This is a genomic window from Halalkalibacter wakoensis JCM 9140, assembly GCF_000513095.1.
GTDB classification, from domain to species: domain Bacteria; phylum Bacillota; class Bacilli; order Bacillales; family Bacillaceae_D; genus Halalkalibacter; species Halalkalibacter wakoensis.
This window is the reverse complement of sequence record NZ_BAUT01000011.1, coordinates 19239-34638: the sequence shown is the minus strand read 5'-3', so window position 1 is coordinate 34638 and position 15400 is coordinate 19239. Positions and strand designations below refer to the sequence as shown.

At 38.6% G+C, this 15400-nt stretch carries 14 protein-coding genes, 1 pseudogene and 1 riboswitch; of the genes and pseudogenes, 4 read left to right on the top strand and 11 right to left on the bottom strand.

The features are described from left to right. Positions 1 to 12: 12 nt before the first annotated feature. Positions 13 to 510, top strand: a complete 498-nt coding sequence (locus JCM9140_RS06770; RefSeq protein ID WP_034744126.1) for a fasciclin domain-containing protein — start codon at positions 13 to 15, stop codon at positions 508 to 510. 75 nt (positions 511 to 585) lie between these two features. On the opposite strand, the gene JCM9140_RS06765 is transcribed toward JCM9140_RS06770, so the two are convergent. The 7 genes from JCM9140_RS06765 to JCM9140_RS22420 all read right to left on the bottom strand — a co-directional run bounded on the left by JCM9140_RS06765 (position 586) and on the right by JCM9140_RS22420 (position 3582). Beyond that, a complete protein-coding gene (locus JCM9140_RS06765; RefSeq protein WP_034744123.1) occupies positions 586 to 1080 on the bottom strand; it encodes a GNAT family N-acetyltransferase in 495 nt (164 codons plus the stop codon). Positions 1081 to 1124: 44 nt separating this feature from the next. Then, on the bottom strand, positions 1125 to 1685 hold the full coding sequence (locus JCM9140_RS06760) for a DUF7010 family protein (protein ID WP_034744120.1): 561 nt from the start codon (positions 1683 to 1685) through the stop codon (positions 1125 to 1127). Between the two features lie 77 nt (positions 1686 to 1762). Next, positions 1763 to 2071: a YjcN family protein gene (locus JCM9140_RS06755; RefSeq protein WP_034744118.1), complete on the bottom strand. Its 309-nt coding sequence runs from the start codon at positions 2069 to 2071 to the stop codon at positions 1763 to 1765. Positions 2072 to 2129: 58 nt separating this feature from the next. After that, positions 2130 to 2225, bottom strand: a complete 96-nt coding sequence (locus tag JCM9140_RS23050) for a DUF3885 domain-containing protein (RefSeq protein ID WP_081727599.1) — start codon at positions 2223 to 2225, stop codon at positions 2130 to 2132. 110 nt (positions 2226 to 2335) lie between these two features. Next, positions 2336 to 2605 carry a DNA-binding protein gene (locus JCM9140_RS06750; RefSeq protein WP_369384402.1) on the bottom strand — a complete coding sequence of 90 codons (270 nt, stop codon included), beginning with the start codon at positions 2603 to 2605 and terminating at the stop codon, positions 2336 to 2338. 178 nt (positions 2606 to 2783) lie between these two features. Beyond that, a complete protein-coding gene (locus tag JCM9140_RS23655; RefSeq protein WP_166485453.1) occupies positions 2784 to 2942 on the bottom strand; it encodes a hypothetical protein in 159 nt (52 codons plus the stop codon). A 13-nt stretch (positions 2943 to 2955) separates the two neighbouring features. Beyond that, positions 2956 to 3582, bottom strand: a complete 627-nt coding sequence (locus JCM9140_RS22420; protein WP_052002114.1) for a TetR/AcrR family transcriptional regulator — start codon at positions 3580 to 3582, stop codon at positions 2956 to 2958. A 167-nt stretch (positions 3583 to 3749) separates the two neighbouring features. On the opposite strand from JCM9140_RS22420, the gene JCM9140_RS06740 reads away from it, so the two are divergent. Then, positions 3750 to 5213 (top strand): MDR family MFS transporter, encoded by a 1464-nt coding sequence (locus tag JCM9140_RS06740; RefSeq protein ID WP_034744114.1) that lies wholly within the window; start codon positions 3750 to 3752, stop codon positions 5211 to 5213. Between the two features lie 72 nt (positions 5214 to 5285). Here JCM9140_RS06740 and JCM9140_RS06735 read toward each other — a convergent pair whose 3' ends face one another. Together JCM9140_RS06735 and brnQ are read right to left on the bottom strand one after the other, a co-directional pair. Beyond that, positions 5286 to 7262, bottom strand: a complete 1977-nt coding sequence (locus tag JCM9140_RS06735; protein ID WP_034744109.1) for a methyl-accepting chemotaxis protein — start codon at positions 7260 to 7262, stop codon at positions 5286 to 5288. Between the two features lie 84 nt (positions 7263 to 7346). Then, positions 7347 to 7432, bottom strand: a riboswitch (cyclic di-GMP riboswitch). A 360-nt stretch (positions 7433 to 7792) separates the two neighbouring features. After that, positions 7793 to 9148: a branched-chain amino acid transport system II carrier protein gene (gene brnQ / locus JCM9140_RS06730; protein ID WP_034744106.1), complete on the bottom strand. Its 1356-nt coding sequence runs from the start codon at positions 9146 to 9148 to the stop codon at positions 7793 to 7795. Between the two features lie 373 nt (positions 9149 to 9521). On the opposite strand from brnQ, the pseudogene JCM9140_RS06725 reads away from it, so the two are divergent. Further along, a pseudogene (locus JCM9140_RS06725) lies at positions 9522 to 10684 on the top strand (dicarboxylate/amino acid:cation symporter). A gap of 104 nt (positions 10685 to 10788) precedes the next feature. Here the strand turns inward: JCM9140_RS06725 and JCM9140_RS06720 are convergent. Continuing rightward, on the bottom strand, positions 10789 to 12129 hold the full coding sequence (locus JCM9140_RS06720; protein ID WP_034744102.1) for a sodium-dependent transporter: 1341 nt from the start codon (positions 12127 to 12129) through the stop codon (positions 10789 to 10791). Between the two features lie 231 nt (positions 12130 to 12360). Here JCM9140_RS06720 and JCM9140_RS06715 point away from each other — a divergent pair, with 231 nt between their 5' ends. Further along, positions 12361 to 13785, top strand: a complete 1425-nt coding sequence (locus JCM9140_RS06715; RefSeq protein ID WP_201769716.1) for an alanine/glycine:cation symporter family protein — start codon at positions 12361 to 12363, stop codon at positions 13783 to 13785. 62 nt (positions 13786 to 13847) lie between these two features. Here JCM9140_RS06715 and JCM9140_RS06710 read toward each other — a convergent pair whose 3' ends face one another. After that, positions 13848 to 15293, bottom strand: coding sequence for a DEAD/DEAH box helicase (locus JCM9140_RS06710; protein WP_034744095.1), 1446 nt, complete (start codon positions 15291 to 15293; stop codon positions 13848 to 13850). Positions 15294 to 15400 lie beyond the last annotated feature (107 nt).

Genomic DNA, 15400 nt, shown 5'->3' with positions numbered 1-15400 from the left:
GGAGGCTTAACTATGGTAAAGAAGAAATTGGTGTTGATGTCAGTTGTCATGATGATGATTTTATCATTGGCTAATGGTGTATTAGCCGCAGAGAACTCTGATAACGGGAAAGACATTTTAGAAACAGCGAAAGAAGCTGGTACCTTTAACACTTTGGTCGCTGCTTTAGAAAAAGCTGAGTTGGTTGATACACTAAAAGGTGAAGGTCCTTTTACCGTTTTTGCTCCAACAGATGACGCTTTTGAAAAACTATTAAAGGATTTAGACATAACAGCCGAAGATTTGTTAGCACGAGACGATTTGAAGGACATTCTCTTATACCATGTCGTACCAGAAAAAGTAATGTCTGAAGACTTACAAGACGGAGCACATATTAAAACCGCAACCGAGCAAACGGTGAGAATTTCACTAAACCCTGTTCGAGTTAATTCATCAAATGTCGTGACACCCGATATCGAAACATCAAACGGTGTAATCCATGTTATTGATAAAGTATTATTACCGAACTAAAACGTTCTGTATTAGAGTTATAATAAACGAAAGAAATCGTCCTTAAAAGGGACGATTTCTAGCATAACCTATTCGTTAGTTAATCACATACTTATAGAACTTCTTATCAACTTCTAACACAGGAAACCTCTCAGGTAATTCGCCTGGAGAAATGCTGCTAAATCCGTTCTTTTCATAAAACCTATGAGCAGCTAAAAATTGCGGTGTTGTCCCAAGGTATATAGCATGAAGTTGTTGCTTCCTCGCCCATGTTAAGGCCGTATGAAGTAGAAGGCTTGCTGTTTTATACGTTTGTCCACGGTAATTTTTATGTACAAACATCTTCCTTAACGCGACTTGATCTTCCCCAATGTCTAAAAGACTAATTGTACCGATTACTTCCTCGTTATTCAGGGCAATCCAGAAGTTCCCAGTTCCATTTTGATAATAGTCGTCTATGACAAACAAATCAGGCTGATCCTCTTCCGTAATTGATATATTGTATTCTACTTGCTGTATATGCAGAATCAAATCTAAAACGTGAGCTTGATAGTTAGAGGAGTACTCCTGAACAAGAATGTCTTTACTCATTTTACACCTCCCTCCACACAAATCGAGTTTAATATTGAATTAAATTATAATTTTACTTTTCGTTTATAATCGTTGTAAAGCCATAACGCTAGCAATAGCAACAATAGAACCATAGACAATGGAATGAGCCAAAGTTGCTCAGGTTGAACGAACGACCAAATTAAAATCATTAAAGCAGAAATAACGGGAGCCATAAAATAAAAGGCTTTTGTATGATAAAACCAACCATAGGGAAAAAAGTGAGCACCCACAATAATGGCAAAGAATAACACAGCCTCATTCGGACTATATGCAATCGCCCAAAAAAGAATAGGGAAGTACATGATTTGAGCTACATTTAAATGCGTCGCTAAATTGGCAAGTGGATTATTTTCAAAACGCCAATCCGCTTTCAACAACTTAGACGTTACGACCGCTAAAGGAAACAATAATCCCGTAGTGAATAACATCAATATGTTCTTAGCATGCGTTTCTATGGGCAAAGCAAAGATGATCGTAATTATCGTCCAGATCGCAGCGGCAGCCAAAATAAACCCGATACCGTTCTTCCCTTTTATAGATAACTCTCTTCTTATTTGCAGCAAGTCAACATTACCTTCATTCATGAAAAGTTCCCCTCTCCAGATTGAAATAGACTTTCTTACAATGGCATGTTCGCATTCCTGAAAATGAACTGGTTCATTTACCCCTCACCGTAAAACTCTACGATATGAAAAAAGCCTCTTTTTTTAACGAGGTAGTTTCTAAGCTCCCCTTGTGTCGCCTTTTCAATTGGAGGTTTTGTCAAGGTGTATGCTTTCGCATTCCATTCAGCGAATTTTTCTTTGTCGACTTCATTATGGTAGTCGTCATGAATAATATTTGTTGTAACAGCGGCTACCGGATAACCAGTGAAGAATACATACGTTCTCACAGCCAAATGTGGGGTTGAATGCAACAAATAAATCAGCCCTATGAACAACGTTAACGCTATCAGATTCTTTTTTTTCATGATATCCTCCGTTTGCCGCAGCCTACTTATGTTCAAACAATTGCTTTAACTCTTTTTGTTACTGCTCAGGAATCATCTCTTTATATTCCATGTAGAACGGACTGATCGTTTCCTTTTTACTAGCAATTAATTCACAGTCACGATCATCGTAAATAAAAAAATCAGCTGTTTAGATATTTACAAAGAAGATGTCTGGATTGTCTAAGTAGTCCGTTAATTCCATCCATACCAATATCCTCTTTTCTATCATTGGCTAACCTAAATCTAACAACCATTGGCGCAACTTAGCTTCGGGTAGTACACATTTCCATTAATTTTAATGTGTGGGATATCTGAATGTTCTTGAATTAACGATTTTGCATCTTCTTTTGAGATTCCGATAAAATGATGGACTTCTTTTTCTTTAATTAATTCATGTTCATCGTCTTCCTCTAGCGATTCCATGAAATTTTTCGCATCGGGATTGTTAATGTTTCTCAACCCATGTCCAATAAAATATCCAGCAATGGCGATTCCGATTGCTAATGACACCAAATAAGCTCCTCCTCTCTTTCCTCCATCTCACCAACAGTAACATTTTACCATTTTTAGGTAGTTTTGATCTATTATTCTTGCAAACACAACCACATTTTTATAAAAATTACCTTAGACCGATCCTTCCGAAAACAAAAAGCCCTTCCCATGGAAAAGGCTTCTTAAAAAGAAATCATTATCACCGCTTCTCTACTACTGATTGAATAACAGTCGCTGCTCCGTATTGGCCACGAATCGTTTTTCTGGCTTCTATCGAACTCCTCGCTGTGACAGTCTTTGTCTGTCTTTCACCGTTTTGTTCCATTTCAACTAAAAAGCATTTTGAGTTGCATCTCATGCTAACTCCTCCTTTAATTGGACCTTAACGCTGTTTGAATGATTGGCATAATCATGTTATCAACGATTTGCTCCACATAATCTCGGTCAAATGGTTTCCCAATAAAAATTCCTCGATACGTAAGCAAGGCTGGTGCAAGATCCGTAAGAAGATCGCATTCTGCATCGGTTAAAGATTTTTCTTTCAAAAATGGTTTGACAACGGATTCAATTGCCTGTTTCGTGAGCCAGTAAAAATCATTTTTCAGCTCTTTTTCTAATTGTTCATTTGAAGACGTTGCCGCGTGAATGGCCATCATTGCGCTTTGATGTTTATAATTATCAAATTGAAAAATTAGGGAAATAACATCCATTAATTGCTCTCGTACCCCTAGATCTCTGTTTATAGTTTCATTTAACTTGTTAAATGGCCAGATAAAAGCATTCGCCTCGATAACAAGTTCTGTTTTCGATGACCAACGCCTATAGATTGTCGCCTTCCCGACTTTTGCCCTTCCTGCTACTGCATCGATCGTTAACGCATCGTACCCACACTCTGCCAACAAATCAAGCGTTGCTTTTAAAATGACTTCATTGCGAGATAAATCAAGCGGTCTCCCTCTTTTGTTTTCTTCATCTTTTTGTTCATTCGGTTCCGACATCGTGATTCACACTACCTTTCAGCATCCGTCCTTATCCTTAAACGTAGTGTAGCATCGCCTCTATTATTTTTCAAATACGAAACTGTTGCGTTTCGTATTTGATGGTGATAAGATAATTTAGCGAAACGAAGCCGTTTCGTATTTATAGATTGATTGGAGGAATACTTATGGCTAGTATAGCTCAAGATAGCACCGCTGCTACACAGGAAACAAACCAGCCGACGGTAAACGTCATTCCACTTATCGCTGTGTTACTTTCCGGCGCATTTGTCGCTATCTTAAGTGAAACGATATTAAATGTAGCCTTAAATGCCATTATGGCTGATTTTGGGGTTGGTTCGAGTACAGTACAATGGCTCGTCACAGGATACATGCTTGTCATTGGTACGCTAGTCCCGATTTCGGCATATTTTATGCAACGCTTTACAACACGCCAACTGTTTATTACAGCGATGTCTTTGTTTACAATTGGAACACTGATTGCTGGTTTTAGCCCAGTGTTTTCCATCCTTCTTGTAGGCCGCTTAACACAAGCTGTCGGCACAGCGATTATGATCCCGCTCTTAGTTAATATTATTTTAGCTGTGATTCCAGTTGAACGTCGCGGTGCAGCAATGGGAATGGTCGGGCTTGTGATTATGTTCGCACCGGCAATTGGACCAACTATTTCAGGCCTAATCGTGGAAAATTTCACTTGGCGTTGGTTGTTTTATTTCATTTTTCCGATTGCACTTCTTTCCTTAATGTTTGGAATGAAAGTTTTAACCAATGTGTCCGAAACCTCAAAACCAAAACTTGATGTGCTATCCTTTCTTTTATCCACAATCGGATTCGGTGGAATTGTCTACGGTTTTAGCTTAGCCGGAAAAGGGGATGCAACATTTGCTGATCCACTTGTCTTCTCTTCTTTACTTATTGGTTTTCTTTCACTCGGTATTTTTAGCTGGCGCCAGCTAAAGGTTGAATCGCCAATTCTTGACATTCGCGTTTTCCGCTATCCGATGTTTTTACTAGGACTTTTGCTTGTCATGCTAGTAATGATGACGATGTTTGCGATGATGCTCGTTATGCCGATTTATATGCAAGGAGCTCTCTTGTTCACGGCTGTTTTGACGGGGTTAATCATGTTGCCAGGGGGATTATTGAACGGAGCGATGTCACCTTTTATGGGACGTCTATTTGATAAATTCGGACCGCGTCCTTTATTAATTCCAGGTACCATTATTCTTGCTTCAGTTGTTTTCACGTATCGCTTCACGGTTCCTGGTGTTCCGGTTTGGATGATCATTGTTCAATTATCCATTCTTATGATTGCTGTCGCGATGATCATGATGCCCGCCCAAACAAATGGGTTAAATCAAATTCCTGCAAAGCTGTACCCTCATGGTACAGCCATTATGAACACGCTCATGCAAGTGTCTGGAGCGATTGGAGCCGCATTGTTTATTTCCGTCATGGAAACAGGACAACAAAGCTATTTAACGAGCAATAATATTGTTAATCCAAATTCAGAAGATATGATAGCTGCTCTTACACACGGAGCACAGCAAAGCTTTTCAACTGGTTTTTATTTAGCCTTAGCAGCAGTTGTTCTCGCTCTTTTTGTTAAAAGGAGTAAGCAAGCCGAATAGTGTTATTGCACCAAACGAAAAAGTGTCACAGCTCTTAAAGGCTGTGACACTTTTTTTCTTGCCGCTATGCAATTAAATCTTAAATCGATGTAACAACGTTCTTAATTCTTCAGCAAATTGCGCTGTTTGTTCAATTGAATCATTGATTCCTTGTATAGAAGATAATTGTTCTTCAGAAGTAGAAGCCACCTCACGAATGTACTTCGTAGATTCTTGGAACTTCTGAGAATTAATCTTTATTACGTTTTCAACCTCTTCCACTTTTCCTAATAGGTTCTCAACTTCTATAAAAATTTTATCTACTTCATTTGTTGATTCTTTAGAAGAATGATAGATGTTTTGCAAACTTCCTGTTACGTCCCTTAATTTTTCCATTCCTGTTTCGAATTGACTAGTACCAGACTCGATCTCGACCACCGCAGTTGATGTTTCGCTTTGAATTTCTCGAACGAGCGTAGCAATTTGCTTCGCTGATTCAGCGGACTGCTCCGCTAATTTGCGAACCTCATCCGCAACAACCGCAAACCCTCTGCCATGTTCCCCAGCTCTAGCAGCTTCGATTGATGCATTTAGAGCTAGCAAATTGGTTTGTTCAGTAATACTTGTAATCATTTGAACAATATTCCCAATTTCTGATGAGCGATTTCCTAAATTTCTCACAATCTCTGACGAGTGCCGAACGGATTTTTGAATATGATTCATTTCACGCAGCAATTCATCTACCTCTGTATTCGCTCTTTCTACTTCTTCGTACGCAACTTTTGTTTTATCAGAAACCAATGATGAATGTTCCTTTATCCCTGAAACAATATGTGTAATCCCGTTAATCGACTCCAAGTTCTTTTTATTTCCATTTTCTTGTTCTTTCGAAAGCTCTGCTGACACTTGAACATTCGTTGTCACCGCATCAGAGAGCTGAACCATCTCCTCTGCATTCTCTGATAAAACATTCGTATGCTTCGAAACCACTTCACCTTTTTGCAAAATTCCTCCAAGTAAATCCTGTAAACTATCTAATAACAAATTAAAATTTGTAGCTAATGCCCCGACTTCATCTTTTCGATTAATAGGCAATCGTTGAGTTAAGTCTCCTTCATTGTTAACTAGTTCCTCAATTTTTTTGTTAATGTCGTTAATTGGTTTTAAGGACCTTTTGTTCAGCACATAACTTATAATCGCGCTAATCACAATGAACATAACGGTTATGATCACAAAATAGTTCAATAGCGAATTCGCATCTGCAAAAGCTTCACTTGTTGGAATGGAAATCATAATTCCCCAATCCATCTCTGTCGCTTTGCTATAAAATAGCAAGCTCATCTCGCCATTGAAGTTCGTTTCAACGACACCTGTTTGTCCATTCATACTTTCTTCAACCAACTGATCCAAAAGAGCATTTTCATAGTCTGACATGTTTTTGGTAAGTGTATCTTCTGGATGCTGCCCCGCAACAATCGTTCCGTCTGATGTAAAGACGGTAACGTAACCACTCTTCCCTAATGTTATATTAGAGATGATTGTCATGAGACTTTCAATTTGGTTCCCTCCAGAGGCCACTCCAACAACAGCACCATTATTGTCATAAACCGGTGCTGATGATAGAACGATCGGCGCGCCATTTACACTAGGAGAGGCAGAAGGAACTGGATCATATGTTTTCGTAAGCTCACTCATCCCACCTTGATAATGTTCAAAATCAGCGACAGGAATAATTGCTCCATCTAAGTATAAAAGCCCATTTGCATCCATAAATCCGAACGCATCCGGGTTGTCCATTCTCTCCCCTATTCTTGTTCCTAAAGTAGTTGCACTACTTTCATTACTTGCTTTTAGTTCATCCGCTTCTGCTATGTATTCCATCGCTTCTTGCTTTCCATTGATCCAAATATCAATATTGGCTTTTACGGAATCTAGTTGACTAAAAGCTTGATCTTGGAATCGATCATACAGGAAGTCTTTTGCTTTCATATACCCAATAGCTGACAGACTGATCATCGATACGGTAATCAACAAACTCATGACTACTGTATTTTTTACTACTAACTTCATAAGACACTCTCCTTTTTTGTTAAATCATGATGTTAAAGAAATTGAAAACAAAAAAACCACCCGAAAAAGGTGGAAGTCCACTTGTTCGGTAACCCAGCCGCCATTGCACTTTTTGCTTTAGGCCCGTGGCTTTGCGTCCCTATTTTTCAACAGGTTTGCCTTTTCGTACGGTAATCTAATTTTATTGTTAAAAGATAAAGTAACTGGCAGAGAATCCCTCCAAAAGGACTAGCACTATAATATCATATTTTTGGAAATAAGAAATAAATATTCTTCTAGATTTAGCTCTTTTTGTTTTTCTCGCATAAATTTCCAGTGTTTCTGCTCTTTCACTTAAAAAAAGCTATAAAATCGGTAGAGATCGGCTGTTTTATTGTCGAGGATTTTGAATTTATTGTCCACAAATAGGAATTTATTGTCCAGGGTTCACCATTTATTGTCCATTCCGCCTCCTTTATTGTCCACTGCCATTTCCCTCATCCCACAAAAAAACTACCTAACACCCTTTCAGGCATTAGATAGCTCTCTACTCACACAATTTGTTTCTCTTCAGCTATTGGCTGATTCATATCCCCTTTAGGATTTGAATCAACGAAGAACCCGATTAACCCTCCAATAATAGCCGGTACGACCCACCCAAGTCCAACCGTATATAATGGAAGAAAATCAGTAAATAACTGATGAACGGCATCGATTTGAAGGCCTGCAGCATTTAATCCTTCCACTAAACTCACAACAAACGTAAACAAAATACTAAACTGATAGACTTTTTGCTTTCCTTTAAAGAAAGGATGTAAAAACGTTAAGACCATTAAACACATCGCTAGCGGATAGAGCATATACAACACAGGAACTGAAATCGAGATTAATGTCGACAAGCCGACATTTGCAATCACAGCACTAAAAATCGTGAACACAATCGCCCACGTTTTGTACGTGAACCTAGGTACAATTTTATTAAAATAAGATGCACACGATGTGATTAAACCGATGCTCGTTGTTAAACAAGCTGCAATCACGATAAAACCGAGCACAACTTTACCAAATGAACCAAAGTAATAACTTGAAATACTCGCTAAAATCGCGCCCCCATTATCTAAATGACCTAGCTCGATTACACTTTTCGCACCCATATACGTTAAAGACGAATAAATAATCGCAAGCAACGCCCCTGCAATGACTGCTACTTTCAATGTGGAAACCATCATTTCCTTTTTCGTCGTAATCCCTTTTTCCTTCATGATGTTAATAATGACAATACCAAATACAAACGCAGCAAGCATATCCATCGTTAAATAGCCTTCTTGGAACCCTTTGAAAAAGCTGTTCTCAACAAATGATTCTACTGGTGCTTGTACATCACCAATTGGGTTTACAAAAGCCACAACAATTAAAATTCCAATAAAAACCAATAATAACGGTGTTAAAAATTTCCCAATCACATCGACTAGCTTACTAGATTGCAACGAGAAAAATAACGAAATCCCAAAGAATGCAATTGTAAATAGCATCAGTGGCCAAGCACTGTCTGCGTTACCTAAAAATGGTCGAACTCCCATCTCAAAAGAAACGGTGTTCGTTCTTGGTATAGCAAAAAGCGGGCCAATCGCCAAGTAAAGAGCGACAGTAAAAATCAACCCATATACTGGATGGACGCGGCTTGCCAATGATTGCAAATCACTCTTTCCTGAAAAGGCCAAAGCCAATACCCCAAGGATCGGTAACCCCACTCCGGTTACTATAAAACCAGCATTAGCTAAGAAAATATTCTCACCAGCCATTTGGCCAAGCATGACAGGAAAAATTAAATTTCCCGCTCCGAAAAATAAAGCAAACAACATAAAACCTACTGCGATAAAACTTGTGAATGACACTCTTGATGACACGTTCATCTTCTCCCTACATTTTGCCTATAAGGACCTTCCCAACTCAAAATCGTCACTTATTAAACAATTTTCTATAATTTTGCCTTTTATCAAAAAATTCATCGTAGACTCATATTTTTTAAAGCAACGCTGGATACTATATCATAAAAAAAGATCAAAGCGCAATACGTTTTCAGAAAATATAGCAAAAAAAGATTAACTATCTACTTTATCCCACTCCATCTCAAACAGTTAACACCACATTCCCTTCTATATAGGCATTTAACAATATCATTTATCCAAATGTTAAAAGCACAAAAAATTCATTAACTATTCTAAAAAATTATTGTATAATCTCAGAATATAAATTTTTTCATAGATTAGGAGAAGAAGGATGAAACATTTTGGACTATTGCCTCGAATTATTTTAGCCATCATTATTGGGATTTTAATCGGAAAGGTAGCACCCGACTGGGCTGTAAAAGTACTCGCTACATTTAATGGCTTATTTGGGAATTTCTTAGGTTTTATTATCCCGCTTATTATCATTGGATTTATTGCACCAGGGATTGCGCAACTTGGAAAGGGAGCGGGTAAACTTTTAGGGATAACCGCTGGATTCGCTTATCTTTCTACTATCATAGCTGGTCTGCTAGCCTTTTTTGCAGCTTCTATCATCTATCCTTCTATTTTGCAGGTTGATGGCGTTCTAGCAACTTTTGAAAATCCTGAAGAAGGGCTGCTTTCTTCCTTCTTCACGGTTGAAATGCCGGCGATCATGGGTGTGATGTCAGCTTTGGTACTGGCTTTTCTATTAGGATTAGGGGTCACTGTTATAAAGGGAGACACATTAACAAAGGTACTAGTTGAATTTAGAGGGATTATCGAGAAGGTCATTACGGCTATCATTATTCCATTATTACCAATTCATATTCTTGGCATTTTTGCTAATATGTCCCAAGCAGGACAAGTAGAAACAATTATGTCTGTTTTTGCAAAAGTATTTATCTTAGTCATTGTTCTACATCTTGTCATGTTGTCTTTACAATATACAGGAAGTGGGATCTTAAATAAGAGAAACCCATTGCTGATGATAAAAGGAATGCTACCAGCATACTTCACGGCACTTGGAACACAATCTTCTGCATCAACCATACCTGTTACATTAAGACAAACAAAAAAATGGGTGTACGAGAAAGAACCGCCGATTTTACAGTTCCATTACTAGCTACGATTCATTTATCAGGTAGTACGATTACACTCGTTAGTTGCGCGATGGCAATAATGTTTCTTATGGGAGACGCACCTACGATTGCATCTGTTCTTCCATTTATCTTTATGCTTGGTATTACAATGATAGCAGCTCCTGGGGTTCCTGGCGGGGCCGTTATGGCTGCATTAGGCTTATTGGAAACCATGCTTGGTTTTAACCAAACGATGATTACGTTAATGATCGCTCTTTACCTTGCACAAGATAGCTTCGGTACTGCATGTAATGTCACCGGAGATGGAGCCATTTCCGCTTCAGTTGACCGAATGAATAAATTGGAGAGTTAAGTGTAAAAGCACCTGAATTAGGTGCTTTTTTCTTGTGTATAATGATCGCTCTTTTTTCACCTATCAAAAAAGGAAAGCAACCCTAAAAGGCGCTTCCCTTCCCCCTATAAAACTCCTAACACATCCATAAACACAAGAACAATGGCAGCTGGAGTGAAATATTTCAGTAAGTAATACCAGACTGAAAAGAATATTTTCCGCTTTTGTGATCCAAGTGCTATCTCTTCCATCAATTCCCTCTTTGATAGTTTTAACGGGATAAAAATGGAGATCAATAACGCACCTAGTGGAATAAATACATTGCTCACAGCAAAATCAAACAAGTCAAAAATCGTGACATTGAATACCAAAACATCAGACAATACCCCGTACGATAAACATGATGGAATACCTACAATAAAAATCAATATTCCAACGGTCCATGTCACTTTTTTTCGTTTTGACTGATCTTTTCTCGTCATTGCTGCCACGATAATTTCAACCATTGAAAAGGCCGAAGTTAAAGCAGCAAATAAAAACAAAAGTAAAAAGGCAATAAAGAAAACCATTCCAAATTGCATTTGACTAAATACCGCTGGCAATACGGAAAAAATCAACACCGGTCCCGCATCAGGCTCCATTCCAAACGAGAATACCCCTGGAAAAATCGCCAACCCTGCTAGTAGAACGATGAAAATATTCATGAAGATAATCGAAAACACCGATTTAGGTAGATTATGTGTTTTCGGCAAATACGACGCATATGTTACCATTGCTGATACCCCAAGCGACAAGGTGAAAAATGCCTGCCCTAACGCTAATAAAATGATCTCGGATGTTAACTTAGTGAAATCAGGATATAAAAAGAACGTAATTCCTTCACTTGCTCCTTCTAAACTAATAGAACGAAAAACGAGTAGTAGAAAAAGAATAAATAAGGCCGGCATCATTATTTTACTCGCTTTTTCAATCCCTTGTTGAACCCCTTTTGCAACGACCAAAATTGTCATGACGATAAAAAGAAATTGAGCAAGCAAAGTCGGCAGTGGGTTTGAAATCATCTCACCAAACAACGAGCCAAACTGCTCAGGAGATAACCCGTTGAGTCCACCTCTTATTGCCTCGAATAAATAAAGTATGATCCATCCTCCAACGACACTATAAAAAGACAATAAGATAAAACAAGTAACAACCCCTAATTTTCCAACTATTCCCCAATAAGAATTCGGAGCTAGTTTCTGATAAGCTGTAACCGCATCACTTTGCGATTTGCGGCCAATAACGAATTCCCCCAATAAAAGTGGAGCTCCTAATAATAACGTAAATAACAAAAAGACAAGGAAAAAAGCCCCTCCTCCCCCTGTTCCAGCTACATACGGGAATTTCCATATGGCTCCTAACCCAATAGCAGACCCTGCTGCTGCAAAAATAAAACCTACTTTCGAATTCCATTGCTCTTGTGACATAATCGATTCCTTCCAACAAAATATAGTAATATAAAAAATATATTTTAAAACAATAACATAGATTAACTGTAATATCTCGTATTTTGAAACAAAAGTTCTTTATTAAGCATCAAAACAGCGAATCCCGTACGCTTCACTCTAGCTTTTCGCTCACTTTGTATTATAATAGTAGAGTTACTCATTAGTAATTTACTTTACTAGAAAACTTATAAGGAGAGATGACGTCAGATGATGACAGCATTTATTGAAACGATCGTATCAGTAGGAAATGACATCCTTTGGAGCTATCTATTGATTGCTCTACTAATAGCAGCGGGTGCCTACTTCACGATTGCTTCTGGCTTTGTTCAGTTCAAATACATCGGTGAAATGTTCCGCCTTTTAACGGATAAAGAGACGATCCAAACGGGAAAGAAAACCGTATCAAGTTTCCAAGCCTTTTGCATTAGTACTGCTTCAAGAGTTGGAACAGGAAACCTAGCTGGGGTAGCTTCAGCCATTGCTCTTGGAGGACCAGGTGCTATTTTTTGGATGTGGCTGATTGCTCTCTTAGGGGCAGCAACCGCTTTTGTTGAAAGCACGTTAGCACAAATTTATAAAGTAAAAGATGGGGATAGCTTCCGAGGTGGACCAGCTTATTACATGGAAAAAGCATTAGGCGCTAGATGGCTCGGAATCATTTTCGCTGTTCTTATTACGTTCTGTTTTGGACTTGTTTTTAACTCGGTTCAATCGAATACGATCTCGATGGCCATGAATAGTGCCTTCGGTTCCAACACGTTTACAATTGGAGTTATTATTGCCATTTTAACAGCTGTTATTATTTTTGGTGGTGTACACCGAATTGCGAAAGTAACAGCCGTCGTAGTTCCTGTGATGGCCTTAATTTACTTATTTGTTGCTCTCATTGTCGTTCTGATGAATTTAACAGCGATTCCTAGTGTGTTTATGTTGATATTCAAAAGTGCCTTTGGCTTAGAGCAAGCCATTGGTGGAGGAATCGGCGCTGCGATGATGATGGGAATCAAGCGTGGATTGTTCTCAAATGAAGCTGGTATGGGTAGTGCGCCGAACGCTGCTGCAACAGCAAACGTTAGCCATCCAGCAAAACAAGGATTGATTCAATCATTAGGCGTATTTGTTGATACATTAATTATTTGTAGTGCAACCGCATTTATCATCCTTATTTCAGGTGATTTCGCAAACGGAATGGTCGGAATTGAATTAACTCAAAATGCGCTAGCTTCGCAAATGGGTGAATGGGCTAGTATCTTTGTAGCCATTGCGATTTTCTTATTTGCTTTCAGCTCTATCATCGGAAACTATTACTATGGGGAAACGAATATTGAGTTTATCAAAAAGAGTAAACTGTCTATTATGATTTACCGTTTAGCGGTAATTGCCATGGTTCTATTTGGAGCAACAGCTGAATTTTACCTTGTTTGGGATATGGCCGATTTTACAATGGGATTGATGGCTTTGATGAACATCTTGGTTATCTTCCTTTTAGGAAAATTTGCCTTTGCTGCTCTATCTGATTATGGAAAACAACGAAAAGCAGGTAAAAACCCTAAATTTGTAGCTAGCAGTATCCCCGGACTGAAAAACGTTGAACACTGGCAAAAGAGTGATCACAATCAGAAAGAAGAGCTTTAGGTTGAACCATTTTTATTAATAAAGGTAGTGATCCTAGTTGGATCACTACCTTTTTGCTTAACCTATTTAATCGCCTTGCTGACTTTTAATTTCTTGCCTTTGATGGTTGTATTCTCCATTGCTTGCAACACTAACGAACCTTTTCCGTTTAAAACATCGACATATGTTAAGGTATCCTGAATGGTAATAATGCCAATATCTTCAGCAGTCACCCCCGGAATTTTAGCAATGGTTCCGACAAAATCGACAGCTCGAAGCTTCTTCTTTTTCCCGCCCGTAAAATGAAGCTTCATAATATCTTGGTTGATGCGTTCTGTTTTATTGTTTTTTACAATTCGACGTACGCTCATCTTCTCTTCAAATGCTGCTCTTGCTGCAATCACTTCATGTTGACTTGGAATGTCAACTTCAGGAATATCAAAACCAATATATCTTTCAATTAACTTAATGTATTTCCCATCATTTGGAGTTGCAAATGTAATCGCTGTTCCAGCATTGCCAGCGCGACCCGTTCTTCCTGTTCGATGGACGTAACTCTCCTTTTCCATCGGTACATCATAATTAATCACCAACGTTACATTATCAATATCAATTCCTCTTGCTGCTACATCCGTTGCGACAAGATAACGGAAGTCTCCAGCTCTAAATCCCTTCATAACCGCAAAGCGCTCTTCTTGCTCTAAGCCCCCATGAAGCTTCTCACAATGGTAACCAGCATGCTCTAATGAAGCAAATACTTGATCAACCTGTTCTTTTGTATTACAGAAAATCATGCAACTATCAGGATTTTCAATCGTTGTGACATCTTGTAGCAATGCCGATTTTCCTTCTTCTCTCACTTCTATTAATTGATGTTCGACTGTAGATGTAGTGATTCCTGACGCTACTCTTTCAATATTGATGGGATCGTTCATGTACTTATGGCACAAGCTTTCAACGTCTTTAGGCAATGTAGCTGAAAACACCATCGTCACTCGATTGGAAGGTAGTTGTTTGACGATCGCTTCTACGTCGTCAATGAAGCCCATATTCAACATCTCATCCGCTTCATCAATAACCAAATGGGTTATTTTCGCTACATCGAGCGTTCCCCGTTCAATATGGTCCATGACACGACCAGGTGTCCCAACGACAACATGTGTTTTTTGTTTTAATTCTTCTTTTTGTTTTGAAAACGGCTCTTTCCCGTACAACGCCAAAGCTTTTATTCGTTTAAATCGACCAATATTCGTAATATCTTCGCGCACTTGAGCAGCAAGTTCACGAGTCGGGGTCAGAATTAAGGCTTGAGGCTTTCTCTCTTCCCATTCGATCAATTCGCATACAGGAACACCAAAGGCTGCTGTCTTCCCGCTTCCTGTTTGTGATTTCACAACAAGATCAGACTTTTCAAGCGCCTTTGGTATTACTTTCCTTTGCACCTCTGTAGGCTTTTCAAATTTCATTACACGAAGTGCGCGTGTTATTTCTTCACTTAAATGATATTCATCAAAATTTCGTTCGCTCATGTCGTTACCTCTTTTTTTAGACTAATATTAGATTTCTCTCCGTGAAGTCATCGTATACACAAACCTTAATTTGGAGCCCTTTTTTAACCAAAACAAAAAGGACTCTA

What these genes read in the sequence shown, in the direction of transcription:
- JCM9140_RS06765 (WP_034744123.1), bottom strand. Translation starts at nt 1,080, where the DNA reads ATGAGTAAAGACATTCTTGTTCAGGAGTACTCCTCTAACTATCAAGCT.
- JCM9140_RS23655 (WP_166485453.1), bottom strand. Translation starts at nt 2,942, where the DNA reads ATGAGATGCAACTCAAAATGCTTTTTAGTTGAAATGGAACAAAACGGT.
- JCM9140_RS06710 (WP_034744095.1), bottom strand. Translation starts at nt 15,293, where the DNA reads ATGAGCGAACGAAATTTTGATGAATATCATTTAAGTGAAGAAATAACA.
- JCM9140_RS06715 (WP_201769716.1), top strand. Translation starts at nt 12,361, where the DNA reads ATGACAGCATTTATTGAAACGATCGTATCAGTAGGAAATGACATCCTT.
- JCM9140_RS06770 (WP_034744126.1), top strand. Translation starts at nt 13, where the DNA reads ATGGTAAAGAAGAAATTGGTGTTGATGTCAGTTGTCATGATGATGATT.
- JCM9140_RS22420 (WP_052002114.1), bottom strand. Translation starts at nt 3,582, where the DNA reads ATGTCGGAACCGAATGAACAAAAAGATGAAGAAAACAAAAGAGGGAGA.
- JCM9140_RS06720 (WP_034744102.1), bottom strand. Translation starts at nt 12,129, where the DNA reads ATGTCACAAGAGCAATGGAATTCGAAAGTAGGTTTTATTTTTGCAGCA.
- JCM9140_RS06735 (WP_034744109.1), bottom strand. Translation starts at nt 7,262, where the DNA reads ATGAAGTTAGTAGTAAAAAATACAGTAGTCATGAGTTTGTTGATTACC.
- JCM9140_RS06740 (WP_034744114.1), top strand. Translation starts at nt 3,750, where the DNA reads ATGGCTAGTATAGCTCAAGATAGCACCGCTGCTACACAGGAAACAAAC.
- JCM9140_RS06760 (WP_034744120.1), bottom strand. Translation starts at nt 1,685, where the DNA reads ATGAATGAAGGTAATGTTGACTTGCTGCAAATAAGAAGAGAGTTATCT.
- JCM9140_RS06755 (WP_034744118.1), bottom strand. Translation starts at nt 2,071, where the DNA reads ATGAAAAAAAAGAATCTGATAGCGTTAACGTTGTTCATAGGGCTGATT.